General features: G+C 62.7%; 30 protein-coding genes. All 30 read left to right on the forward strand.

All coding sequences use genetic code 11. The annotated features are described in order from the left end of the window. Window positions 1-16 precede the first annotated feature (16 nt). The 30 genes from BM43_RS32555 to BM43_RS32695 all read left to right on the forward strand — a co-directional run bounded on the left by BM43_RS32555 (window position 17) and on the right by BM43_RS32695 (window position 21121). On the forward strand, window positions 17-877 hold the full coding sequence (locus BM43_RS32555; protein ID WP_080741950.1) for a ParB/RepB/Spo0J family partition protein: 861 nt from the start codon (window positions 17-19) through the stop codon (window positions 875-877). Further along, a complete protein-coding gene (locus tag BM43_RS32560; protein ID WP_042283573.1) occupies window positions 877-1140 on the forward strand; it encodes a helix-turn-helix domain-containing protein in 264 nt (87 codons plus the stop codon). Before BM43_RS32555 ends, BM43_RS32560 begins: the two co-directional genes overlap by 1 nt. Beyond that, complete coding sequence (locus BM43_RS37715) at window positions 1137-2228, forward strand: hypothetical protein (protein ID WP_052409074.1); 1092 nt, start codon at window positions 1137-1139, stop codon at window positions 2226-2228. Before BM43_RS32560 ends, BM43_RS37715 begins: the two co-directional genes overlap by 4 nt. Before the next feature lie 7 nt (window positions 2229-2235). Further along, window positions 2236-2439 (forward strand): hypothetical protein, encoded by a 204-nt coding sequence (locus BM43_RS32570; RefSeq protein WP_045577498.1) that lies wholly within the window; start codon window positions 2236-2238, stop codon window positions 2437-2439. Window positions 2440-2644: 205 nt separating this feature from the next. Then, window positions 2645-2947: a PDDEXK family nuclease gene (locus BM43_RS32575; protein ID WP_042283569.1), complete on the forward strand. Its 303-nt coding sequence runs from the start codon at window positions 2645-2647 to the stop codon at window positions 2945-2947. Window positions 2948-2954: 7 nt separating this feature from the next. After that, on the forward strand, window positions 2955-3284 hold the full coding sequence (locus tag BM43_RS32580; protein WP_042283566.1) for a DUF4406 domain-containing protein: 330 nt from the start codon (window positions 2955-2957) through the stop codon (window positions 3282-3284). Continuing rightward, window positions 3275-3619: a hypothetical protein gene (locus BM43_RS32585; RefSeq protein ID WP_042283563.1), complete on the forward strand. Its 345-nt coding sequence runs from the start codon at window positions 3275-3277 to the stop codon at window positions 3617-3619. Before BM43_RS32580 ends, BM43_RS32585 begins: the two co-directional genes overlap by 10 nt. Beyond that, entirely contained in the window at window positions 3616-3894 is a 279-nt protein-coding gene (locus BM43_RS32590) for a hypothetical protein (RefSeq protein ID WP_111946389.1), read from the forward strand. The genes BM43_RS32585 and BM43_RS32590 overlap by 4 nt, the downstream gene beginning before the upstream one ends. Then, entirely contained in the window at window positions 3891-4256 is a 366-nt protein-coding gene (locus tag BM43_RS32595) for a phage protein NinX family protein (protein ID WP_042283558.1), read from the forward strand. Before BM43_RS32590 ends, BM43_RS32595 begins: the two co-directional genes overlap by 4 nt. Further along, window positions 4253-4549, forward strand: coding sequence for a hypothetical protein (locus BM43_RS32600; protein ID WP_042283555.1), 297 nt, complete (start codon window positions 4253-4255; stop codon window positions 4547-4549). Before BM43_RS32595 ends, BM43_RS32600 begins: the two co-directional genes overlap by 4 nt. Continuing rightward, window positions 4546-4974, forward strand: coding sequence for a nuclease domain-containing protein (locus BM43_RS32605; protein WP_042283553.1), 429 nt, complete (start codon window positions 4546-4548; stop codon window positions 4972-4974). Before BM43_RS32600 ends, BM43_RS32605 begins: the two co-directional genes overlap by 4 nt. Next, a complete protein-coding gene (locus BM43_RS32610) occupies window positions 4967-5566 on the forward strand; it encodes a hypothetical protein (RefSeq protein ID WP_144417716.1) in 600 nt (199 codons plus the stop codon). The genes BM43_RS32605 and BM43_RS32610 overlap by 8 nt, the downstream gene beginning before the upstream one ends. A gap of 180 nt (window positions 5567-5746) precedes the next feature. After that, the gene (locus tag BM43_RS32615) at window positions 5747-6406 is read left to right on the forward strand and encodes a DNA-binding protein (protein WP_111946385.1); all 660 of its coding nucleotides are present in this window, start codon (window positions 5747-5749) and stop codon (window positions 6404-6406) included. Between the two features lie 251 nt (window positions 6407-6657). After that, window positions 6658-6840, forward strand: a complete 183-nt coding sequence (locus tag BM43_RS40990; protein ID WP_144417717.1) for a hypothetical protein — start codon at window positions 6658-6660, stop codon at window positions 6838-6840. Beyond that, window positions 6837-7517, forward strand: a complete 681-nt coding sequence (locus BM43_RS32620) for a hypothetical protein (RefSeq protein WP_042283548.1) — start codon at window positions 6837-6839, stop codon at window positions 7515-7517. Before BM43_RS40990 ends, BM43_RS32620 begins: the two co-directional genes overlap by 4 nt. 261 nt (window positions 7518-7778) lie before the next feature. Continuing rightward, window positions 7779-8366 carry a hypothetical protein gene (locus BM43_RS40995; protein WP_144417718.1) on the forward strand — a complete coding sequence of 196 codons (588 nt, stop codon included), beginning with the start codon at window positions 7779-7781 and terminating at the stop codon, window positions 8364-8366. Then, a complete protein-coding gene (locus BM43_RS32630; protein WP_042283543.1) occupies window positions 8359-10452 on the forward strand; it encodes a terminase gpA endonuclease subunit in 2094 nt (697 codons plus the stop codon). The genes BM43_RS40995 and BM43_RS32630 overlap by 8 nt, the downstream gene beginning before the upstream one ends. Before the next feature lie 5 nt (window positions 10453-10457). After that, the gene (gene gpW, locus BM43_RS32635; protein ID WP_042283541.1) at window positions 10458-10727 is read left to right on the forward strand and encodes a gpW family head-tail joining protein; all 270 of its coding nucleotides are present in this window, start codon (window positions 10458-10460) and stop codon (window positions 10725-10727) included. Further along, window positions 10727-12379 (forward strand): phage portal protein, encoded by a 1653-nt coding sequence (locus BM43_RS32640; RefSeq protein ID WP_042283538.1) that lies wholly within the window; start codon window positions 10727-10729, stop codon window positions 12377-12379. Before gpW ends, BM43_RS32640 begins: the two co-directional genes overlap by 1 nt. Then, entirely contained in the window at window positions 12376-13260 is an 885-nt protein-coding gene (locus BM43_RS32645; RefSeq protein ID WP_042283536.1) for a S49 family peptidase, read from the forward strand. Before BM43_RS32640 ends, BM43_RS32645 begins: the two co-directional genes overlap by 4 nt. Before the next feature lie 26 nt (window positions 13261-13286). Next, a complete protein-coding gene (locus BM43_RS41450; RefSeq protein ID WP_157693196.1) occupies window positions 13287-13922 on the forward strand; it encodes a hypothetical protein in 636 nt (211 codons plus the stop codon). 42 nt (window positions 13923-13964) lie between these two features. Continuing rightward, on the forward strand, window positions 13965-14621 hold the full coding sequence (locus BM43_RS32655; protein ID WP_042283534.1) for a head decoration protein: 657 nt from the start codon (window positions 13965-13967) through the stop codon (window positions 14619-14621). Window positions 14622-14692: 71 nt separating this feature from the next. Then, the gene (locus BM43_RS32660; RefSeq protein WP_042283532.1) at window positions 14693-15730 is read left to right on the forward strand and encodes a major capsid protein; all 1038 of its coding nucleotides are present in this window, start codon (window positions 14693-14695) and stop codon (window positions 15728-15730) included. Between the two features lies 1 nt (window position 15731). Continuing rightward, window positions 15732-16049: a head-tail joining protein gene (locus tag BM43_RS32665; protein WP_042283530.1), complete on the forward strand. Its 318-nt coding sequence runs from the start codon at window positions 15732-15734 to the stop codon at window positions 16047-16049. Next, window positions 16046-16609, forward strand: a complete 564-nt coding sequence (locus BM43_RS32670) for a hypothetical protein (protein WP_042283527.1) — start codon at window positions 16046-16048, stop codon at window positions 16607-16609. The genes BM43_RS32665 and BM43_RS32670 overlap by 4 nt, the downstream gene beginning before the upstream one ends. A gap of 9 nt (window positions 16610-16618) precedes the next feature. After that, window positions 16619-16819, forward strand: coding sequence for a DUF2635 domain-containing protein (locus tag BM43_RS32675; protein WP_042283526.1), 201 nt, complete (start codon window positions 16619-16621; stop codon window positions 16817-16819). Then, complete coding sequence (locus BM43_RS32680) at window positions 16816-18300, forward strand: phage tail sheath subtilisin-like domain-containing protein (RefSeq protein WP_042283523.1); 1485 nt, start codon at window positions 16816-16818, stop codon at window positions 18298-18300. The genes BM43_RS32675 and BM43_RS32680 overlap by 4 nt, the downstream gene beginning before the upstream one ends. Before the next feature lie 63 nt (window positions 18301-18363). Continuing rightward, complete coding sequence (locus BM43_RS32685; protein WP_042283520.1) at window positions 18364-18735, forward strand: phage tail tube protein; 372 nt, start codon at window positions 18364-18366, stop codon at window positions 18733-18735. A 10-nt stretch (window positions 18736-18745) separates the two neighbouring features. Next, window positions 18746-19084, forward strand: coding sequence for a phage tail assembly protein (locus BM43_RS32690; protein WP_042283519.1), 339 nt, complete (start codon window positions 18746-18748; stop codon window positions 19082-19084). A 144-nt stretch (window positions 19085-19228) separates the two neighbouring features. After that, a complete protein-coding gene (locus BM43_RS32695) occupies window positions 19229-21121 on the forward strand; it encodes a hypothetical protein (RefSeq protein WP_042283517.1) in 1893 nt (630 codons plus the stop codon). Window positions 21122-21126: the final 5 nt, after the last annotated feature.

Genomic DNA, 21126 nt, shown 5'->3' on the forward strand with positions numbered 1-21126 from the left:
TGAGAAGGAGAGGTAAATGGCGAAGAATTCGATCGATGCATACGGCGCGAAGGGGAAGGGCAACCTGCTCACGTTCGACCCGGACGACCTGACGCTCGTTACCGATGAGACACACCCGCTGTACGACGAGCGTGTCCACTGGCCGCTCAATGAGGCCATGGTGCGCAACATCGACTTCCAGGGCGTGCTTCAGCCGATCGAGGTGACGAAGAACCCGGAAACCGGAGCGATCGAAGTGGTGATGGGGCGCCAGCGCGTGAAGAATGCCCGCGAGGCCAATCGTCGCCGGCGCGATCGTGGCGACGAGCCGCGCCTGATCCCCGCGTTTGTGCGCAAGTTTGAGCCCAAGGAGCGGAACAAGAAGCTATCCGGCGCGGTGGCCAGCGAGAACGCCATGAGGCAGGCCGAGACCCCGATGTCGCGCGCGGGGAAAATGGCGCGCAACCTCGAGTACTACACCGAGGCTGAAGTAGCGATGCTCTTCGGTTGCTCGGTGCAGGCCGTTCGCGATTCGCTCAGCCTGCTCGAATGCTGCGCCGACGTACAGAAGGCTGTCGAGTCCGACCAGATCAACCTGACGCACGCGAAGGCGCTTGCGAAGATGGACCCGGCGGAGCAGCGCGTCAAGGTGAAGGAACTGGTCGCGGCGGGAGACGGCGTCAAGGGCCACGCCAAGGCCCGCGCGCAACGTGCTGTGATCGACGGCGGCGCGCCGCGGATGCGATCGCGCAAGCAGATCGAGCAGGCCGCCGCAGCGGCGCGGGGTGATGTTGCCGCCACGCTCCGTTGGGTGCTCGGGCAAGAGGAAGTCGCGCCTTGGGAGACGGTGGTGCAGGAATCGGACCCGCGCCAGCTCTCGATCGTGGGGGCCGTGTAATGTCCTTCCACATCCAGAATCTGGCATGGGACGTCGAGGTTCGATCGAATCAGAAGATCGTGCTGCTGGCGCTTTCGCACCTCGCAGTCCAATCCACCGGCGAATGCACGCCCACCGTGCGGAAGCTCGCTTACATGTGCGGCCTGTCCGAAAGCAGCGTCCGCGATCAGCTGAAGCACCTGATGGACGACGGCTTGGTCGAGTACGCGATGATCGAGGGTGCGGCGGGTTACCGCGTCAAGCTGCCGGTGGAGACGAAGTGAGAGTCACGGACCTTCTTCGCGATATCGGCCGGCCTGTCGCGTATTACCCGGGCCTTGCGCGCTTCCTTGGCGGCGTCAAGGCCACGGTGTTTTTCTGCCAGGTCTTTTACTGGCAGGACAAGGCCGAAAGCGCGCTTGGCGTGCATAAGACGTCTGAAGAGCTCGAGGCCGAGACCGGGCTGACCTATGAGGAGCAGCGGGCGGCGCGCAAGGCGTTGAAGGCGTCTGGCGTGCTGGTGGAGACCGAGAAACGCATCGAGCACAAGATCTATTTCCGCATCGACGAGGACGCGCTCGAGCGCTTGGTCGAGGCCGGTTCGTCCGAAGTGGGAAAAGTCCAACCCCCGAACACGGAAAAGTCCATTTCCCGAAATGGGAAAAGTCCAGTTCGGGAAATGGGAAAAGTCCAGTCCGCGAAGTCGGAAAACCCCAGTTCGCCATCTGGTCAAACCCTTGCCCCCGAACCGGCCAAACCCCATTCCGTTAACGGTACAGAGACTACTTCACAGACTACTTCACAGAAGAACCCCCTTACCCCCTTGTCGCCGGCTTCGCCGCCGACGGCTGTGTCGAACCCCGTTGACAAAAAGCTGACCCCGTTTGAGCAGTGGTGGAGCGTCTGGCCGCGTACTGATCGGCAGGTCGCCAAGGCGGAATGCGAGAAGCGGTGGAAGCGCCGGGGATTGGACGAGCAGGCGCACGTGATCATCGCCCACACGCAGGCCATGAAGTTGACGACGCCTTGGAAGAACGGTTACGAGCCGGCGCCGCTGACCTACCTGAATCAGAAGCGCTGGGAGGACCCACTGCCGCCTTCGGATGCCGAACGTGTCGAGCAGGCTGTCGCCGCGGAGTGGTGGCTTTCGGCCGATGCCGTCGAGGCGCATGCGGCCAAGATCGGGTTCCGCCCGCGACAGAAAGATGAGCCGTCGCCGACCTACCGCGTGCTGGTTGCGGTCGCATGCGGCCGCGGCCCGTGGATCGACTACGTGCTGAAGCACGCCGAGAAAACCGGTGCGGAGCGGTTCTACGCTTGGGTCCGTGAACAGATCGGCGAGGCGCTCATGCCTGCCGACTATGGCGTGTGAGGCGGCCATGAAGGCGACGATTCGTGCCGATGGCACGCTTTTTATCGAGGCGGAGACTGGTCTGGAGGCCTTCGCCCTCAACGCGTGGTGCAAGGCCAATCTGGACTATTCGAACGCCCACGCACCGTGGCCGCGAATGATCGTCAGCTTTGCTGGGTTTGCGGAAGCGAGCGCCCAGCTGGTCCCCGACACTGGGCGCGCCGATGCGTAAGAGTGCACTCCATTTCCCCGGCAGCGCTGTCTCGGATGGGCGCATTGGCACTGCGCGTATCCGTGACCAGGTTGCCGGTGCGGCGGCGCGGTTGGCGTCCAGCGGCCCCGTAGGCCTTGATCGCGCGCTGGGCGCGCTTGTCGGCGGCGCGCCTGCGTCACCGGTTGAGCGCATGCGGGCGTTAGGCCGCCAGCCGCGTGGCCAGATGAACAAGACCGAGAGCGCTTACGCGCAGCTGCTCGACGCTGAGCTTGCCGCCGGCCTGATTCTCTGGTTCCGGTTCGAGGCACTCAAGCTGCGCCTGGCTGACAACACCTTCTACACGCCCGACTTTCCGGTCATCACCGCGTCGGGCTCTCTCGAATTTCGCGAAGTGAAAGGGCGTTGGACTGACGACGCGCGCGTGAAGATCAAGGTCGCCGCGACGCAGTACCCGTTCCGTTTCCTCGCGATCCAGCGCGCCGGCAGTGGCTGGCGTACCGAAGACCTGACCAGCCGCACATGGTGACGATCTGATGAAGCTCTATCTTGCCGGACCGATGACCGGGATTCCCGACCTGAACTTCCCTCTGTTCCACGCCGAGGCATCGCGCCTGCGTGGTCTTGGCTTCGAGATTGTCAATCCGGCCGAAATCAATGCGGACAAGTCGAGATGCTGGCGCGACTGCATGAAGGCCGATATCCGCGAGTTGGTGCTGTGCGACGGGATCGTGATGCTGCCCGACTGGGAGCGTTCGAAGGGTGCCCGACTGGAGCACCACATCGCGCTGACGCTGTCGCTGCCGATTTTCATCGCCGCTGACCTGGTGCAATTTATGGAGCGCCAGCAACAGCAATGCGCCTGACATTCATCATCCCGGCCGATTTCACAGTCTACGGCGTGCCCCAGCGCGAGCGGCCGCCATGTGTGATCGAGTTGCAGGTCGTGGAGTTGATCCGTATGACCACGAAGACGCGTTCACCGTGGTCGCACCGGTTCACCAGGCGCACGAAGCCGTGGATCTCATTCATGGCCTACGCGCACTTGCCCGGCTGGATCTCCGCGCCTGAGCGCTGGCGGCGCGCGCCCGGCGGCGCGGTGCTGCTCGACGTGCCGGTCCATTTCAACCGTCGGGTGACCTTCCCGGAGTTCCCGGAAAGCGGCCGCCTGTCATTCGAATCAAATGGGGAGGACAAATGAACTGCAAGCCTGGGGATATGGCGATCGTCGTGGTGCCGTCGTCATGGCCGCGCAAAACACTCGATGGGAAGATCGTCGAGGTGGTGCGCTTCGTGCCGCCTCGTGGGACGGGCGCCGAATGGGATCAGCGCCCGATATGGTGGTGTGTGTTCCAGACGGCATGGTTCAACGATCACGGCCGGATGTTCACAGAAGGCCCGATGCTCGATTCATGGCTGCGCCCGATCAGCGGTGTGCCTGTGACAGATGACATCGAGGGCGAGGTGACGGCATGAAGGTCGCTGAACTGTCGGGCACGCTCCTCGATTACTGGGCGTGTCGCGCGCTGCTGGCGGAGTTCGAGGGGAAGAAGTTGACGCCTGAGCTGGTCGAGCATGTGAAAAACAGGATCGGCTCGATTCCGTTCCATCCCTCGACCGATTGGGCGCAGGGCGGCCCGATCATCGCGCGCGAGCGTATTGCGGTGTTTTGGGATGTCGACGAGTGGGTCGCTTTGTGGAACGCCGAAAGTAGCGCGAGCGGCACATTGCACGCTCGCGGCGCGACGGCCGTTGGCGCAACTGCGCTCATCGCTGCGATGCGTGTCTTCGTGTCGGAGCGCTTCGGCGCTACGGTGCCCGACGAGGTGGTGGCATGAAGCGCCTACTCGCTGCCGGCGCCGAGCACCAGAAATTCCTCTGGGTGCTCGCAGGGTGCGCCGTGATGGCTGCGCCGCCGTTTCTGCTCATGGATCGACATGCATCGCCTAGCCGCGACATCGCTCCCCCCTACGTCGTGAAGGCGATCACCGCCGAGAACGGTGTCCCGTGTGTGATGGTGCTGGCCGGCGCGACCAGCGTTGCGATCTCCTGCGATTGGGGCAGCTACGACGCGCCGAGCGATACCGCGGCGTTCCGCAGTTGGCACCACTCCGGCAAGGTGCCGTCATGAAGCGCTCCGGATTCAAGCGCAAGCCGGGCTCGCCCTTCAGCAGCCTGACGCGCACCTCTACGCTCAAGCGCCAGAAGGCGATCGTGAAGCGGATCAAGAAGCCGACGGTAGGCGAGGGCTCGAAGTACCTTGCGGCCTGCCGAGGCGAACCCTGTTACCTGCGCGTGCCTGGTATCTGCCCGCTCAACCCGATGGACGAGACCGTCGTGCCATGCCATGAAAACAGCCTGTCGGCCGGCAAGGGCATGGGCATCAAGGCGAGGCACGATCGCACGGTGCCTGGATGTTTTCGGTGCCACCAATGGCTCGATCAAGGGCCGGCGGCGCGAGAGCACAAGAAACTGATTCATTCGAACGCGCTGGACGCATGGATTCCCGTGCGCGCTCGCAAAATGGGTCTTGAACAGGGGGCGGCTCGTGGCTAATCACAAGGGATCGGGACCTGCGTGGCCCGAAGAAGAGGAGCGGCTGCTGCGCGAACACTGGGCGAATCCGGCGCCGATCAAGACCTTCGCACACCTCTTTCCAAAGCGGACGATCGGCGCCATTGAGCGGCACGCGCACGACATGGGACTGCCAAGCCGGCGCGCGCTCCGCCGCGAATTCTCTGCCCTGACGACGATGGCGCGCATCAAGGCTTGTATGCAGGAGAAGCCTGGCACCGTGGCCGACCTCGCTGAGCGCGCGATCGTGTCGCCGCATACGGTCAGGCGCTTTATTTCCGATTTTCGCTCGGACATCTACATCCGCAGGTATGCGCCCCGGGCGGCAAGCGGATATCGAGCTGCCGTTTGGGCGGTGGGGAAAAGGCCGGATGCGCCCAAGCCCGGGCCGGAACCACGTGGCGCTGCTGCTGCTCGGTATTACCGCCGCAAGGCAAAAGACCCTGTATGGATGGCTGACATGGCGGCGCGCTTGAGAAAGAGCTACGCGCGTAAGCGCGGCACCAAGATCCGAAGAGACGCAGCGGCAATCGCGCTCTTCGGCAAGCCGGGGGAGGTGGCCACCACTTCATGAGCGACCTCAGACGATGGGAATACGGGGATCCCCTTCGGGTTCTGGAGCGGCGTGAAGGCCAGAACTGTACGGGATGCGCACACAGCCACGCTCGACCAGATCCATTCGGAGGCGTGCATATGGTGTGCAAAAAGGGAAGGAAACACGGGAAGCGCTGCCGGCGCTATGAGGAAAAGCGAAATGACCGAAACGATTGAAAAACTCTTCCGCACGCCGGAAGCCGCGATCATCTTCGCGTTCAATTACAGCATGCAGCAGCAGGATCGGCCCGCCATGAACCGGTTGGCGTTTCCCGCCGGTCGCAACGGGCTTGGTCTCTCCGGGATGGATGGGGCGGGACAGGGCGGCATGATTCTCCGCGAGCTCACAGCGCTGACCGACGCCGAAATGGCGGCGTTATTGGGCCGATACGCGCCCCGGTCGATTCCCTGTCCTTGCGATCGACCGTGCTGTTCGGGGCACAGGCCCAATCCCGATTGGGAGGGGGCGATCCGCTATCTCGAGCAGGTCGCCGTCGGCCTGTTTTCGGGCCACATTGTGCATTACCGGCTGCGCCGCAAACTCGTTGAGAAGGCGCTTGGCGTGAAGGTAGAGTTGTCGGCGCTCGCGAAAGAGTGCGGGATCAGCGAGAACACCGCCGGCGCTCATTGGAAGGTCATTCGAAGGTGGATTGATGGTGCGCCGGCAAGAAAGGTCGGCAAGACGGCGGCGCGGGGCCGTGGGGAATACGCTGACGTGGGAGGCGACATATTGCCCGACCAGTCATGTGACGGTCTGCTCTCGTCGGCGCGGAAGAAGGCGGACTCGATTTTGACGGCGCTTCCCTTCATCGGAGTGTGACGCAGCAGGAACTTGTTGACACTTGGGATTTTCGACCTCAATATAGCGACCAATCTGACACTGTGTATTGGTGCGACCAGAGCCCCGGCGGGTAACCGCGCGGGGCTTTTTCATTGGTTCGCCCGGTTTCTCCACGTGTCTTTGAGAACGAATATTCGCGCCGGCGGCGCGCTCCAGTAAGGTGTGCGATGAGCAGATCCAGGTCGAAGGCCGTGGCCTCACAGGAGCCGCGGCTCAGTACGAACGTGATCGTGCGATCACCGTTTTTTCCGAAACCTGTCGCTGGCTTGATCGTCGAAGTGTTCGACGATGATGAGGATGAAGTCGCGGTCTATGTATTTCCTCCCGGTCGCGAGCCAATGTCGATTCCCGCGATTCTTTTCTTCGCTCAAGAGCCCGACGCCGATGTTCGTTCGGCTGCGTGGCCGGCATGATGTCGATTAGCGTTCGCTCGAACGTGAAAGAGTTTGAGCGCGAAATCGATAGGCGTTTCCGCAAGCAAATGCCGTTTGCCGTTGCGACGGCCCTCAACAAGACCGCGGCTCGAGTAGGCGAAGCGGAGACGGAGAACATCCGTCAGACTTTTGAACATCCGACACCCTTTACGCAGAAGTCAGTCGGCGTGCGTCGCGCGCGCAAGTCCGCGCCAATCGCGATCGTATTCATGAAAGACATTGCCGCCTCGTATTTACTGCCTTACGAAGTAGGTGGTGTCCACAAGCTGAACAGCCGAGCGCTGCTTAACCCGAAAGACATCAAGCTAAACCAATACGGTCAGCTTTCACGCGGAACGCTTGCGGCCCTGCGCAATCGTCCGGACATATTCATCGGCGCAGTGAAAACGGCCAACGGCACGATCAATGGCGTGTGGCAACGCCCGACCGACACGAAGCGCGTGACGTATCTCAATGCGCGTGGGAAGCGGCTTGGCAAGCTCAATAAAGTAGGCCCTGATGGGCGAGGTCACCTCAAGCTACTGATCCGCTTCGGTGACGCTCTTCCGGTGAAGAAGCATTTGAATTGGGGACGCACGGCCTCGCAGGTCGTCTCTCGCTGGTTCGACCGCGATCTCGCCGAGGCCTTCGCCGCTGCGAAGTTGACAGCTAGGTGAAAGGAAAGTGACGGATCGGGGGCCGGGCCGGTCCTGCACCGGAATGGTGCGGGTCCTTCCTGAGGGGGGGCGAAAACGCGGGCATTGCGCGCGCCCGTTTTTCCCGTTCCATTGAGTAAAAAAAAACCGTTACACGTTACACCTATGGCGGCATCAAACGCAGCGCAAAGCCCCGCAGCGTCTGGGAAGCGTGGTGTAACGACGGGAGGCGGAAAAACGCGCGGGAAGGCGCAAGCCGTTACACCGGTGGGCAGCGACGGGATGATCGGGAAGGCGGCGCTTTGCGAAGCGTTGGGCTGGACGCGGCCGAAGTTGGATCGTCGGCTCGAGAGCGACGAGAAGTTTCCGATCGCGCAGCGCGGCACGCGCGCCGGCGGATGGGCTTTCGATCTCGCTACAGTGCGCGCTTATCTGGAAAGCGGATCGCGCACTCCGGCGGCGACATCGGTGCCGGCGGTGCCCTCGCACTTTGATCAGCGCAGCGATCCGCACGCCTCAGGCAATCCGTACCCCGGAGCGAAATACTCTGTTGTGCCGCCACCCGGCGTTGAGCCAGTCGTGCACTCAGGCGAACAGACCGCGCGCCAGCGGCGCGACATGGTGCAGGCCGAGATCCTCGAGGACAAGCTGCGCCGTGATCGCGGCGAGCTTGTGCAGGCCGAGGTAATGCGCCAGGTGATCACGAAGATGCTGGTGCACCTCGGCAAGGGCCTCGACCGCCTGGCCGACCAGGTAGTCGACAAGCTCGGGCTGCCGGAGTCGAATGCGGATGAAATCCGCGATCTGACGGACGACCTTCGCGCGACGATGGTCGACGAACTGAACGTGTTGCTGGGCCCCGATGCTTGAGAACGCTTACGCAGACGCCTACCAGATCGCGCGCGAGGCGCTAGCGGCATTTATCCCGCCAAAGCGTGAAACAGTGGCGCAATACGCAGCGATGAATCGCCGCTTGTCGAATCAAGGTGGTGGGTTCGTTGGGCGCTGGCACCACGAGAAAGCGCCGTATCTCGTCGCTCCGATGGAGATGCTGACGCGGCTCGACTATCTGACGACCGTCGTCGTTGGTCCGGGCCAGTCTGGTAAGACGGAGATCGCGCAGAACTGGCTTCTCAAGGCGGTTGCCAACGATCCAGGCGACATGCTCTGGTACATGCAGACGGATCCTGGGGTAGAGGCGTTCGTCAAGAGCCGGATCAACATGCAGATCAGAAGTCACGCCGAGATGGCGATGAAGCTCGGGTCGAGGCCGGTCGATGATTCGCTTCACTTCAAGATGTTCGATGCGATGCGCGTCGAGTTTCTTTCGGCTAATGACAACAATCTGATCAATAAGTCGGCGCCACGCATCGTTGCCGACGAGGTCGACGCATATCCGGAGTCTCTCGGCGACATCAAGGCCGTGCTGGACGTTCGGCGCCAGACGTTCGGGCGTCAATCGATGCTGCTCGCGATGAGTCACCCTGACCGCGCGCGCGGGATGGTGCCGGAGCGTGACTGGACCGCCGGCATCATGGCACTGTACGGCGACAGCGACAGGCGTGTCTGGTACTGGCCGTGTCCGCACTGCGGTGCATGGTCGAGCCCGGTACCGATCGCCGCGCGATACATGGTTCTGCATTATCAGGACGACTGGAGCCTCGACGAGATTCAAGAAAAGGCTCGCTTGGTCTGTCCGGTGAACGGGTGCCTGATCGAAGACCGCGAGCGCCGTGCGATGAACCTCGCCGCGTATCGGTCACCGTTCGGCGGTTGGGTAGGCGACGGACAGGAGATATCGCAGGAAGGTGTCGTGACCGGCGAGCTGGTGGCGCGCGACAGTGCCGGCTTTTGGATCGTCGGCGCCATGTCGCCATTCATTCTCGGCGGCATTGGCGGCCTCGCCCGCGCGAAAGCGAAAGCCGAGCGCGAGTATGAGGTCGACGGCGACGACAAGACTCTCCGTCAGGTCATCGCCAAGCAATGGGGATTTCTGTACACGCCCAAGCGTGGTACGGGCTCGATCGACGCGAACGTGCTCGCCGAGCGCGCCGAGGCGGCGCTCAAGCTGGCAGAAGTGCCAGAAGGCGTTCGCTTCTTGACCGCCGGCGTCGACGCGAATGGCGGCCGCTTCGAGTGGCTGGTTCGCGGTTGGGGCGTCAACGGTGAGAGTTGGGTGATCGATAAAGGCCGGCTGCTTGGCGATCCCGCGACGAATGCTGACGACTGGGACCAACTCCTCGAGCTTATCAATCGAACCTACCCACTGTCGGACGGTAGCCGTCGACGCATGCCGATACGTGCTTTCGGTTTCGATAGCGGTGGTGAAGCGGGGGTTACGCAGCAGGCGTATTCCGCGTGGCGCCGCTGGAGGAAGATCGACGGCGTTGTGCGGCTGATCGGCAAGATCGCCGGGCGCGACGCGTGGACGGTTTTGCCGACGAAGGGCGCGAGCGCGCTGCTCGCGCAAAGGCTGGTCGTGACATACCCGGACACTGCGCGTAAATCGAACCGCGCGGCAGCCGGCGGCACCGTTCCCGTAGCTCAGTTCAATCCGAACAGCTTCAAGGACGATCTATCCGGCCAGTTGCAAAAAGCAGACGTCGGCGAGTGGTATGTGCACTTCCCGTATGCATTGCGGTCTCCCGAAGAACCTCACCTCTGGTTCGAGCAGTTGACTGCTGAGACCCGCATGAAGAACGGTAGGTGGGAAAAATCCATCAAGAGCCGGCGTAACGAAGCGCTCGACCTGATGGTGCTCACGCACGTGATGGCGCACCTGCATGGTCTTGCCCAGATCGACTGGGCCAAGCCGCCATCATGGGCGGCCCCCTGGGACACGAATTCAACGCTCATCGCGGGACCCCCCGCTGTTGCGCCTGGCGCGCCACTGGCGGCGCCTACGCCCGGCACCGCGTCGCAGAAGTCGAAATCAGCAGTTCACCGTTTCCGCTAAATCCTATGGCCACTACCGATCTAAGCTCGCCGTATTACGGCATGAGCGACGCGCAGCTGCAGGCCGCGCTCGTCGCTGCGCAGCAGGCCTATATCGATCTGCGAACGGGGAAGAAGTTGGTCACCGTCTCCTACGCTCAGGGCGGCGGCGCGCGTAGCGCGACATTCCAGCAAACCGACATGGCGAACCTGCGCATGCTTATCGCCGAGCTGCAGCAGGCGCTCAATCCTGGCGTGCGCCTGAATCGCCGTCGCTACATCACGCCGGTATTCTGATGAGCAAAGAGATCACGCTCGTCGACGCCGGTGGCAACCCGATCCGTCGTGCACGTGCCGACTACCCCGACGGCATGCCGCTGCGAAGCCAGGTCGGTGCGTCGTTCTTCCCCTACCAGGCTGCGGAATGGCAGACGCAGGAGATGGGGGCATGGCTGCCATGGATTCGCTCGCCGGATGCTGAGATCACCCAATTCCGCGACCGGATGGTTGCGCGTTCGCGCGATCAGGTGCGCAACGACGGTCGGTCGAGCGGCGGCATTACCCGGATCCTCGATAGCGCGATCGGTGCTTCGCTCCGCCTATCCGCAGCCCCCGACTATCGGGCATTGCGCCTCATCAGCGGGGCAAACTTCGATATCCAGTGGGCTAAGGAATTCGCCAGCGCCGCGGAGGCGCGCTGGCGCATGTTCTCGAACGACCTTGGCCGCTACAACGACGTGTCGAGACAGCTTACTGTTTCCCAGCAGTTGCGCCTTGCACTTCGTCACAAACTGATCGATGGTGAAGACCTGGTCGTGAACTACTGGAAGCCCGAGCGCGTCGGCCGCGGTGCTGCCCAATACGCGACCTGCTTTCTCGTCGTGGATCCGGATCGCCTGTCGAATCCGATGCAGATGCTGGATACGAAGCATCTGCGAGGCGGGGTGGAGGTAGACGACGACGGCGTGCCGATCGCGTATCACATTCGCCGGGCGCACCAGAACGACTGGTACAACGCAGTCGAAAGCATGGAATGGGAGCGCGTCGAAAGGGAAGACGATGACGGCTGGCGTCGGGTGATTCACGACTATGACCGTGATCGCGCGGGACAGAACCGCGGAATAGGCGTGTTCATTCCCGTGCTTGCGCACGCGAAGATGCTCGCGCGCTACTACGGCATCGAGTTGCAGGCCGCGGCCCTTGCTGCATCGATCGGCACATACGTAACCAGTCCGTATGACCCCGCTGAAGTTCAGGATGCAGTCGCCGGCGATCATGAGCTCAAGTTCTACCAGAGCTTGCGAAAAGAGTGGAACGACGAGCGGCCGGCTATGTTCAACGGCGTGCGCGTGCCGGCGCTTGCCCCCGGCGAGAAAATCGAGGCAGTTGCGTCTGACCATCCTCATAACGGCTTTACGGAATTCGTCCACGAGATGCAGGGATGCGTGGCATCCGCCCTCGGCGTCCCGATCGAGCAGGTGACGCAGGATTGGTCGAGGAGCAACTATTCGAACATGCGCGGCTCGATGCTCGAGGGATGGAAGACGTTGATCCGCCGGCGGCTCGACTTTTCCGCCGGGACTGCGACACCGATGTATGCAGTGTGGCTCCGGGAGTCGATGGAGAACGATGAACTGCCGCTGCCGAAGGGCGCGCCGGACTTTATCGAGGCCGCCACTGCCTACGCTGCCTGTTCATGGCTCGGGCCCGCACGTGGCTGGGTGGATCCAGTAAAAGAGCCGCAGGGTTCCATCCTCAAGATGGACGCGGCGCTTACGACGCTCAAGCAGGAAGCCGCCGAACAAGGGCTGGACTGGGAAGAAGTAATCGACCAGCGGCAGATCGAAATTGAAGCTTTCAAGAAACGCGGCATGCCTCTGCCCGAATGGGGCGGCGGCGAAGTTGCGTCGCGCACCGATGAACCTCCCGAAGAGCCGAAGGCTGCATGATTAACTATCCCCATCTGGCCACGCGACTTTTCAATGTGCCGATTGCGATCCTGCCGCACAAGGCTGAAGTCGTCATGGCGGCGCTTGCTGACCGCTTCGGCATCTCGCATCTCTTTCGCGGTGATGGATCGGCGCTTGAGCTGGCGAACGGCGGCGCGCGTGCCTTTCTCGACGAAGAGGACGACAGCGAGGAAGCGCAATACAAGCCCTACGACGTAGCGCAAGGCGTTGCGCGAATCCCGATTGAAGGAACGCTCGTGCACAAGCTCGGGACGCTCGAACCATATTCCGGCATGACTGGGTATGACGGGATCCGCGCGCTGCTGAGCATGGCACTTGGCGATCCGGACGTGCGCGCGATCATGCTCGATATCGATTCGCCAGGCGGCGAGGTGGCGGGATGCTTCGACTTGGTCGACGCGATCTACAACGCACGTGGACGTAAGCCGATTTGGGCTGTGCTCACCGAGAGCGCCTATTCGGCCGCCTACGCGATCGCGAGTGCGGCAGATAGGATCATCGTGCCGCGCACTGGTGGCACTGGCAGCGTCGGCGTGATCTGCATGCACGTCGACATGTCGCAAGCGCTTTCGAAGGCAGGGATCAATGTCACACTCATCCACTACGGCGCGAAGAAAGCCGATGGCAATGAGTTCAATCCGCTGTCGAAGGACGCGTTGTCCCGCTTCCAATCCGACGTCGACAAAATGGGCGAGATCTTCGTCAAGACCGTCGCCCGCAACCGCGATCTCAAGACGGCCCTCGTGCGCGACACGGAGGCCGGCACTTTCCTCGGCGCTGCTGGCGTCGAAATTGGTTTCGCCGATGCTGTCATGGCACCGGACGAGGCCTTCGCTTCCCTGCTCGACGAGCTGGGCTGATTCTTCCCACCATCAGGGTAAATCCAATGAGCAATACGTTACGCAACCTCATGTCACGAGGTGGGTTGAGCTTTGCCCATCTCGCCCGCGGTTCTCGCGCATCCGACGATCGTCCGGAGGACGACGACAGCGGCAAGGGCAAACGCGGCAAGCGCGCATCGGAAGACGATGACGACGAGCAGCAGGATCGCGAAGACGGCAACAGCAAGAGCGGCAAGCGCGCATCCACCGACGACGATGAAGACGAAGACGAGGAGGACGACCAGCGCGATAGCGGCAAGGGCAAGCGCAGCAAGCGCGCGTCGGAAGACGATGACGACGAACGTGCAGACGAGGATGACGACGACGAGGAAGAGATGCGCGGCAATAGCGCAGCTGCTCGTGCGCGTCGCCGCGAGCGCGCACGTTGCGCAGCAATCTTTGCCAGTAAAGGTGCGGGTCGAAATCCGGTTCTCGCCTGCAAGTTGGCGTTCAATTCGTCCATGCCGCGCAGCGAGGCGATCGAGGTTCTCGACAGCGCGCCGGCACCGGAAGGCAGTCGCGGCCGGCGGCAGAACCCGAACCTCGGCATCGATGGCGATCGCAGCATGAGTAGCGAGCAGTCGATCGCGGCCAGTTGGGACGTCGCGTTCCAGAAGGCCGGTGCAAAACGACGCCGCTAGGCAGCGGTAGCACGTTCCTCTCTCTAACTCTGGAATCCGATCATGGCTCAGACACCTCTTCTCGAAAACCGGCACGACGGTGGCTTTCTCGTGTCCGAAGCGCGCGGCCACCGATCGCGCGATGCGATGACGTTCAGCGGTGCAGTGAAACATCTCCCAGGCGAAGTGGTTGCGAAAAAGGCGGCCGGCACCGCCGCCGCGGCTGCGAAGGCCGGCAATACGGGCAACGGCGTGTTCACGCTCGACGCCTCGACTCCGGTGTTGCCGAATGCACAGGCGGGCGTCTACGTCGTGCGCTGCACGATCGCCGCCGCGAACGGCGGCACGTTCCGGGTGTTCGATCCTACCGGCGATGTCATTGGCGACGTCGTCGTCGGCCAGACGTTCTCCGACCAGATCAAGTTCGCGGTCGCAGACGGTGCAACGGACTTCGTCGTGGGTGACGAATTCGATGTCACGGTCTCGCTCCTCTCGGCGTCGCTGGTGCCGCTGAACCCGACCGCAACCGACGGTACGCAAATCGCGGCTGGCATCGGATTCGGTACATACGATGCCACCTTGGCAGACGTGCCCGGGCTCGCAGTGGTTCGCGATGCCGAGGTGAACGGCGGTGAGCTGATCTGGCCGCCCGGCATCACGACAGCTCAGATGAACGCCGCAAAGGGGCAGCTCGCCGCACTCGGGATCATCACCCGCTAACTCGACGCATTCAGTTTCGTCGCTTGTCAATTGGCCGCGTTCGCGGCCATTATTATTTCTGGAGCCAAATAATGGCCAGTTTGAACGTGTTCCAACAGGATGCTTTCTCGACCATCCAGCTCACCGCGGCGGTCGACAAATATCCATACCAGCCGGTGGGGCTCGGCGATCTGGATATCTTCGAGGACGAGCCGATCCGCAATACCGTGTTGGCTGTCGAACAGCGTCAAGGGCAATTGATTCTGATTCCGACGACGCCGCGCGGTGCGGAAGGCACGCAGCGTGTCACGGAGACTCGCGCGGCGCGATACTTCAAAGTGCCGCGGCTGATGCACGACGACACGATCTACGCGAACGAAATTCAGGACATCCGCGCCTTTGGTACGGAATCCGAGCTCATGCAACTCCAGGCCGAACTCGCGCGCCGGGTCAGCGGCCCGACAGGCATTCTGCGAAACATCGAGTACACGTGGGAATTCCACCGGGTCGGCGCGGTGCAAGGGCTGCTCCTCGACGCGTCGGGGTCGGTGATCTACAACTTCTTCGACGAATTCGGCATCACGCCCGCGCAGGAAGTTCCTTTCAACCTTGCCGCGGGCACGCCCAATAGCATCCGGCCGATTTGCAATACCATCCGCCGCGCAATGATGCGCAAGGCCCAGGGCGCGTGGCTGCCGACGACCCGGATCTACGCAATGTGCGGCGACCAGTTCTACGACGATTTCGTCAACCATCCCGACGTGATCCGGACGTTCTTGAACTGGTCGGCGGCCGCGGATCTGCGCGACGATAGCCAGGGTGCAGCGTTCGACACTTTCAAGTTCGCCGGCATCTACTGGATGAACTATCGCGGGTCGGACGACAACACCAGCATCAAAATTCCGGACGACAAGGTCAAGTTCTTCCCGGTCGGTGCGCCCGGTGTATTCCGCCGCGCACTGGCGCCCGGCGAGTCGTTCGAGTGGGTCAATACCCCGGGCAAACCGATGTACATGATTCCGATCATGGATCGCGACCGCAATGCGTGGTGGAAGGTCGAGGGCTACTCGTATCCCCTTCACATCTGCACCCGCCCCGAAATGCTGCAAAGCGGGCGCCTGGAAGCCTGACGTGATCGACTTCGACGGAACGCTGAACGCCGCGATCAGTGCGGCGCTCGGCGATCAGGTTCCAATCATCTATCTCCCGCAGTCGGGCACCAGCGTGCCGGTGCTCGGCATCTTCACTCTCATCACCGATCACACGTTCGGGGAGGACGGTACGGCGGACGCCAACATCACTGTCGCGACGCTCGGCCTGCAGGTCTCTCAACTCCCGTCGGCACCACAGCAAAGCGACAGGGCACAGGTGGGCGCGGTTACCTACGTGGTGAAGGACGTTGCGCACGATGGTCTCGAATGGGCCTATCTCGATCTAGGTCTGATATGACAACTTCCCGCGATCTGCGCGAGCTGGCGGTAAGCGGGCTGCTCGCCGACGGCGCTACATCTGCCGGCTCGAACGTCTTTTCACCCCGTACATGGGCGACCTGGGACAACACCTATCCGGTACTGCTCGTGCAGACGCCGAACGAGAGCGGGCAGGGTTGGGGGGCGAACGGCGCGCCGGCCTTCACGGTGACGACGAGCCTTCGTGTTACGGCGCGCGCGCAGTCAGCGGCAAAAACCGACGATGCGGCTGCGGCTGATGTCGAGGAACAACTCGAGGTGCTTCGGGAGCAGATCAAGAAGGCACTGATCAACTTCCCGCCGATCATGACTTTGATCCAGCAGTACCCGTCTTTCCGTTCGACCATCAACGTGTCCCGAGAGGGGCAATCGCCCATCGGCGAACTCGTGTTCGATCTGGATCTCGAGTTCGTGCAGGACGCGTGCCAATTCTACCCATCAGCGTCTACGCCGCTCGAGGGCATTGACGTGACGGTGGCCATGCCGGATGGCACGGTCGCCCCAGCGTTCTCAATCCCGTTTCAACAACCCATTTCGTAGGAGCGCCGCATGCGCGTGAAACCTGCCCCGGGTCTGCAAGTGCGCGACCCCTTCACGAAGAAGCTGCTGTCCGCCGATGGCATCGAGGTGCCCGACGACAGCCCGGTTTGGAACCGGATCCTCAACGACGGCGACGTCGTGCGCGTGGAGCAGCCCGCAGCGGCCGCGCCGGCGCCGGCCCGCGCCGTAACCGGAGACGACAAGGCATGAGCACCATCCCGTTCAATGTCATCCCGCAGAACTATCGGCTGCCGGGTGCCGTCTTCGAGCTCGACAACTCGCAGGCGAACACTGGTGCGAGCACGCAACGCGCGCTCGTCATCGGCCAGATCACCGCGGCCGGCACCGCGACGCCGAATGTGCCCATCATCTGTGGCAGCATCGGCGACGCGCAGGCGGCCGGCGGCCCGAACTCCATGCTGGCGAACATGGTCGCCAAATACCGCCTGAACGATTCGTTCGGCGAGGTGTGGATGCTGCCGGTCTCCGACGCCGCGGGGGCCACCGCGGCCACCGGCTCGATCACGTTCACGGCATCGCCATCGGTGAACGGCACGCTGTCGCTCTATGTCGGAGACCAGCTCGTGACGGTTCCCGTTTCGGCCGGCGATACGGTCGCGACCCTCGCCACCGAGGTGGCGGCGGCCATCAATGCCGTGGCTGGCATCCCGGTTACCGCTTCGGCCGCCGCTGGTGTCGTTACCGTCACTGCCGTGAACAAGGGTGCGTGCGGCAATGAGATCGCGCTCCAGTTCAACTACCGCGGCACGGTCGCCGGCGAGGTGCTCCCGGCCGGCCTGGCATACACGATCGCGGCGATGACGGGCGGCGCGACGAATCCGTCGCTGACGACGGCCTTGGCGAACCTCGGCATGACATCGTTCGACTTCATCGCGAACCCTTACAACGACGTCACGTCGCTGGACGCTGTGAAGGCGCTGCTGAACGACCAGACTGGCCGCTGGAGCTACCAGGAGCAGATCTACGGCCATTCGTTCGGCGGTTTCTCGGGAACGTTCGGCGCGTCGACGACGCTCGGCCTGACGCGAAACAATCAGCACGAGACGTTGCTCCCTGCTGACAGCAGCCCGTCGCCGAGCTGGCTCTGGGCGGCGGCGCTGGCTGGCCAGGCGGCTGTGAGCGTGCGAGCCGATCCCGGTGTCCCGCTGCAGTCGCTGCCCCTGAACGGCATTCTGCCGCCGCCAGTGCCGAAGCGTTGGCAACCGTCCCTGCGCAATACGCTGCTATTCGACGGCATGTCGACATTCACGGTGGCCGACGACGGCACCGTGATGACCGAGAACATCGTCACGACCTACCAGAAGAACGCGCAGGGCGTTGCGGACGACAGCTATCTGGAAGTCGAGACGATGTACCAGTTGATGCTGGAGATCCGAACAATGCAAGCGATGCTCTCGTCGAAGTATGCCCGGAGCAAGCTGGCCGACGATGGATCGCGGCCGCCGGCGGGCTCGAACCTCGTCACGCCGAGCACGATCAAGGCGGACATCATCGCCCTTTACAACGAGCGCGTTGACGCCGGATTCGTGCAGGGCAAGGCAGCATTCGCGGCAGCGCTCGTGGTGCAGAAAAACACGGTCAACCCGAACACGGTCGACATTCTCTGGCCCGGCACGCCGGTCAACCAGATGCGGACGTTCCGGACGCTGGTGCAGTTCCGACTGCAGTAACGCTGCCCGCAGCGCAGAGACGGCCACCCCTCGGGGCGGCCTTTCCATTTTCAGGAGAAACACATGTCGGGTAGCCAAGTGCTCGCCGGGATCACCAACGCGAAGATCGACGGCGTGACGTACCAGCTCGAAGGCAAGGCGCGCTACAGCGTAGCGAAGGTCAAGCGCGACTCGCTGATCGGCCAAGATGGCTTTCATGGCTTCAAAGAGATGCCGCGCGCTGGCTCGATCAAGATGTCGCTGCGCGATTCGGGCGGCCTGTCGATCGCTGACTTCAACGCGATGCGTAACTCCACCGTCGTGCTCGAGCTGGCAAACGGCAAGATCGTCACCGGCCGCAACATGGGGACCGTCGAGGCCGAAGAAGTCGACACCGAGGAAGCTACGTTCGAAGTGTCGTTCGAAGGCCCGGAAGTCACCGAGCAAACCGCGTAACGAGGAAGTCATGACGGAAGAAACCAAACAGCGCAAGCGGCCGCCGGTCAGCATCGAAATCCCGCTCTCGGAGAACATCACAATCAAGGGCGGCAAGGATGGCGACGAGGTGCACACGGAGCTGAATTTGCGGCAGCCGAACCTGCGCCAGATTCGCTCGTTCATCAAGCTTGCCACGACGAAGGATGCGCTCGAGGCAATGCAGTCGCTGATCAGCGAGCAGTCCGGTATCCCGATGAAGGGACTCGACAACCTCGCCGCAACCGATTTCTACAAGGCGCAGGAGTATCTGCTGTTCTTCCTGACGCCGCAGGAACCGGATGAGGATGACCCCGAGGGAAACTCGTAGGGCTCCCTGTCGACTGGGAGCACCAGGTCAAGGTAGTCGAACGGTGGTGGCGCTGGCAGCCGAGCGAGACGATGGCGCTTACGTGGAGCGAGGTGTGTGAGTACGCGTACCACGCTGCAATGATGCTGAAGAAGGAAAAGGGCGATGTCTGAAGATTTCGTTATCAGGATCCGGGCAGACGACGCCGCCACTGCGACGATCAAGAAGATCCAGGATGCGCTCGGCAAGGTGACGGCGCCCGTCGACAAGGCGCAGAAGCGGTTTGCGAACATCGGTGCCGTCGGCCAGCGCAGCGTCGAGAAACTGACGAAGGGGCTCAACTCGGCGGCGCGCGCGGCCCACACGCTCGTCGACAAGGTGGTCGAACTCGTGCCCGGCCTCGCCGCGATCGGCGCCGCCGGCACGGTTGCCGGCATCGTCGGGCTGACGTCGCGATTCGGCGCCTTCGGTTTCTCGCTGAACAAGACGTCGAAGTTGATCGGCATGAATGCCCAGGACCTCGCTGCCTGGCACGTTGCTGCGAAGCGCGCCGGCGTGTCGGCGGGCGAGTTCGATTCCGCAATCACGTCCTCGCAGGATGCTATCCGGGCGGCAGCAAACGGCGCAAATCCGGCTGCTCTGGTGCTGATGCAAAAGATGGGCGTGCAGATCCAGCGCAACAAGGACGGCTCGGTCGATTATTACAGCACGCAGATGCGCCTCATGCGTGCCATCGCGGGCCAGCGCAGCGCTGTGACGCAGCGGGCGGCCGCCGATGCTGTCGGCATGGGCGGCCTGCTACCGATGCTGCAGCAAGGTACCTATGGCGCAGACCGGTCGCGCGCCGTGTTGAAGGGACTTGTTCCGACCGCCGAGGAGCTGACGCGCGCGACCCGCTTCAAGGAAGACATCAACGACCTCGAGGACTCCGTATCCGGGCTCGGGAACAGCATCGGCGCTCGCCTGGTCCCGATCCTCGATCCCGTAGTCAACGCCTTTGCGGCGTGGCTTGACAAGAACCGATCGGACATCGCGGACAAGCTTGCCGAGGCGGTCCAGAAGTTCGTTACGTGGCTGTCGAAAATCGACTGGAACGACGTGTCGAAGAAGGCGAAAGAGGTCTGGGACAACATCGGCGGTCTGAAAACGGTGCTGATCGCGATCGCTGGCATCAACCTGGTGACTCCGATCGCCGCGGTCGTCAGTCTGATCACGAATCTCGCTACGCTCACCACGGCGACGATTCCGGCTGCCGTCACGGCGCTCGGGACGTTGGGCGCTGCCGGCGTCGCGGCCTGGGCCGCGCTGAAGGTCGCCAAGATCGTCGGGCTGCCAGACGTCAACCAGAATGAGGGCGTGAACGACGTCCGCAACGGAGACTGGTTGATGGCGTCGATGCATCTGGCTGCCGGCGACTTCGCGCGCGCCATGGCTGCTCGGATGCAGGGGAAGTCGAACGAGGAAATTGCGACCTGGCTTGCCGCTGGCGAAAACCCATCCGACAACGCCAACAAGCGCCTGCCCCTGGGCATCCGCAGCAACAATCCGCTCAACATTCTGCATGACGGAAATGAGCGTACATATACCTCGCCCGAGGAAGGCATCACGGCCGCTGTTCGGAATCTCCAGCGTAATTACCGAGGCCTGACGCTGACCGGCGTTATGGACAAGTGGACCGGCGGAGCGCGGACGGGCAACACGCCTCAGCAGATGGCGAACTACGTGGGCCTGCTATCGAACGCGACCGGCCTTGGAGCGAATGACGTTCCCGACCTCAGCGACTCGTCGGTCGTCGCGAAGCTGATCAAGGGCGGAATCCGCGCCGAGAACGGCATGCAGCCCTATACCGATGCGCAGATAGCCGGCGCGGTGGGTGCTGGAATGGCCGGGGCGCCCGCAGGCGTGCCCGGTGCTGCTGGCAATCCTGCCGCGCAAAACCAGACGGTAAAAATATCCGTCGATATGAAGGGCGTGCCGCAAGGCGCGCGCGCAGAAGCGAAAGCGGATGACGGTAGCTATCTGCCGACCCGGGTGGAGTACCGGCTCGACGGCATCTAAAGGAA

Origin of the sequence: Burkholderia gladioli, assembly GCF_000959725.1 — a bacterium.
In the GTDB taxonomy this organism is placed as follows: Bacteria; Pseudomonadota; Gammaproteobacteria; order Burkholderiales; family Burkholderiaceae; genus Burkholderia; species Burkholderia gladioli.

Bases quoted from the DNA above. Each gene is read 5' to 3' on its own strand.
- BM43_RS32555 (WP_080741950.1), top strand. From the start codon at position 17: ATGGCGAAGAATTCGATCGATGCATACGGCGCGAAGGGGAAGGGCAAC.
- BM43_RS32560 (WP_042283573.1), top strand. From the start codon at position 877: ATGTCCTTCCACATCCAGAATCTGGCATGGGACGTCGAGGTTCGATCG.
- BM43_RS32570 (WP_045577498.1), top strand. From the start codon at position 2,236: ATGAAGGCGACGATTCGTGCCGATGGCACGCTTTTTATCGAGGCGGAG.
- BM43_RS32575 (WP_042283569.1), top strand. From the start codon at position 2,645: ATGAACAAGACCGAGAGCGCTTACGCGCAGCTGCTCGACGCTGAGCTT.
- BM43_RS32580 (WP_042283566.1), top strand. From the start codon at position 2,955: ATGAAGCTCTATCTTGCCGGACCGATGACCGGGATTCCCGACCTGAAC.
- BM43_RS32585 (WP_042283563.1), top strand. From the start codon at position 3,275: ATGCGCCTGACATTCATCATCCCGGCCGATTTCACAGTCTACGGCGTG.
- BM43_RS32590 (WP_111946389.1), top strand. From the start codon at position 3,616: ATGAACTGCAAGCCTGGGGATATGGCGATCGTCGTGGTGCCGTCGTCA.
- BM43_RS32595 (WP_042283558.1), top strand. From the start codon at position 3,891: ATGAAGGTCGCTGAACTGTCGGGCACGCTCCTCGATTACTGGGCGTGT.
- BM43_RS32600 (WP_042283555.1), top strand. From the start codon at position 4,253: ATGAAGCGCCTACTCGCTGCCGGCGCCGAGCACCAGAAATTCCTCTGG.
- BM43_RS32605 (WP_042283553.1), top strand. From the start codon at position 4,546: ATGAAGCGCTCCGGATTCAAGCGCAAGCCGGGCTCGCCCTTCAGCAGC.
- BM43_RS32615 (WP_111946385.1), top strand. From the start codon at position 5,747: ATGACCGAAACGATTGAAAAACTCTTCCGCACGCCGGAAGCCGCGATC.
- BM43_RS32620 (WP_042283548.1), top strand. From the start codon at position 6,837: ATGATGTCGATTAGCGTTCGCTCGAACGTGAAAGAGTTTGAGCGCGAA.
- BM43_RS40995 (WP_144417718.1), top strand. From the start codon at position 7,779: ATGATCGGGAAGGCGGCGCTTTGCGAAGCGTTGGGCTGGACGCGGCCG.
- BM43_RS32630 (WP_042283543.1), top strand. From the start codon at position 8,359: ATGCTTGAGAACGCTTACGCAGACGCCTACCAGATCGCGCGCGAGGCG.
- gpW (WP_042283541.1), top strand. From the start codon at position 10,458: ATGGCCACTACCGATCTAAGCTCGCCGTATTACGGCATGAGCGACGCG.
- BM43_RS32640 (WP_042283538.1), top strand. From the start codon at position 10,727: ATGAGCAAAGAGATCACGCTCGTCGACGCCGGTGGCAACCCGATCCGT.
- BM43_RS32645 (WP_042283536.1), top strand. From the start codon at position 12,376: ATGATTAACTATCCCCATCTGGCCACGCGACTTTTCAATGTGCCGATT.
- BM43_RS41450 (WP_157693196.1), top strand. From the start codon at position 13,287: ATGAGCAATACGTTACGCAACCTCATGTCACGAGGTGGGTTGAGCTTT.
- BM43_RS32655 (WP_042283534.1), top strand. From the start codon at position 13,965: ATGGCTCAGACACCTCTTCTCGAAAACCGGCACGACGGTGGCTTTCTC.
- BM43_RS32660 (WP_042283532.1), top strand. From the start codon at position 14,693: ATGGCCAGTTTGAACGTGTTCCAACAGGATGCTTTCTCGACCATCCAG.
- BM43_RS32670 (WP_042283527.1), top strand. From the start codon at position 16,046: ATGACAACTTCCCGCGATCTGCGCGAGCTGGCGGTAAGCGGGCTGCTC.
- BM43_RS32675 (WP_042283526.1), top strand. From the start codon at position 16,619: ATGCGCGTGAAACCTGCCCCGGGTCTGCAAGTGCGCGACCCCTTCACG.
- BM43_RS32680 (WP_042283523.1), top strand. From the start codon at position 16,816: ATGAGCACCATCCCGTTCAATGTCATCCCGCAGAACTATCGGCTGCCG.
- BM43_RS32685 (WP_042283520.1), top strand. From the start codon at position 18,364: ATGTCGGGTAGCCAAGTGCTCGCCGGGATCACCAACGCGAAGATCGAC.
- BM43_RS32690 (WP_042283519.1), top strand. From the start codon at position 18,746: ATGACGGAAGAAACCAAACAGCGCAAGCGGCCGCCGGTCAGCATCGAA.
- BM43_RS32695 (WP_042283517.1), top strand. From the start codon at position 19,229: ATGTCTGAAGATTTCGTTATCAGGATCCGGGCAGACGACGCCGCCACT.